The organism is Sulfitobacter sp. G5_S2_6_S6 (assembly GCF_054968505.1).
Genome location: NZ_JBQKUI010000032.1, coordinates 1 through 302, shown reverse-complemented (window position 1 = coordinate 302; position 302 = coordinate 1). Strand labels below are relative to the sequence as shown.

Annotated in this window: 1 protein-coding gene; it reads left to right on the top strand. The window is 60.9% G+C overall.

Features of this window, described 5'->3' with window-relative positions:
* Nucleotides 1-276, top strand: a 276-nt coding sequence (locus ACTRWK_RS17535) for an integrase core domain-containing protein (protein WP_462844112.1), incomplete at its 5' end; no start/stop codon positions are given.
* Nucleotides 277-302: the final 26 nt, after the last annotated feature.

Below are 302 nucleotides of genomic sequence, written 5' to 3'. Positions count from 1 at the left end.
AAGCCGCAGCAGAACGCCTTTATCGAGTCATTCAACGGCAGCCTGCGTGACGAACTGCTGAACGAGGAGATATTTGACACCCTGGACGACGCCCGTCGGAAGCTGGCGCTCTGGCGTTACGATTACAACACCGTCAGGCCACACTCATCGCTCGGGAACAAAACACCGGTCGAAGCGCGCCCGACGCTTGAGCAATTTGAGGGCTCCGCGCCCGGCGCGCTTGCCCAGCACGAAACCGACGACTATCAAGACCAAACCCGCAGACTCTCGTCATGAGCGAGGGACCAGCGGGGGGCAGGTCA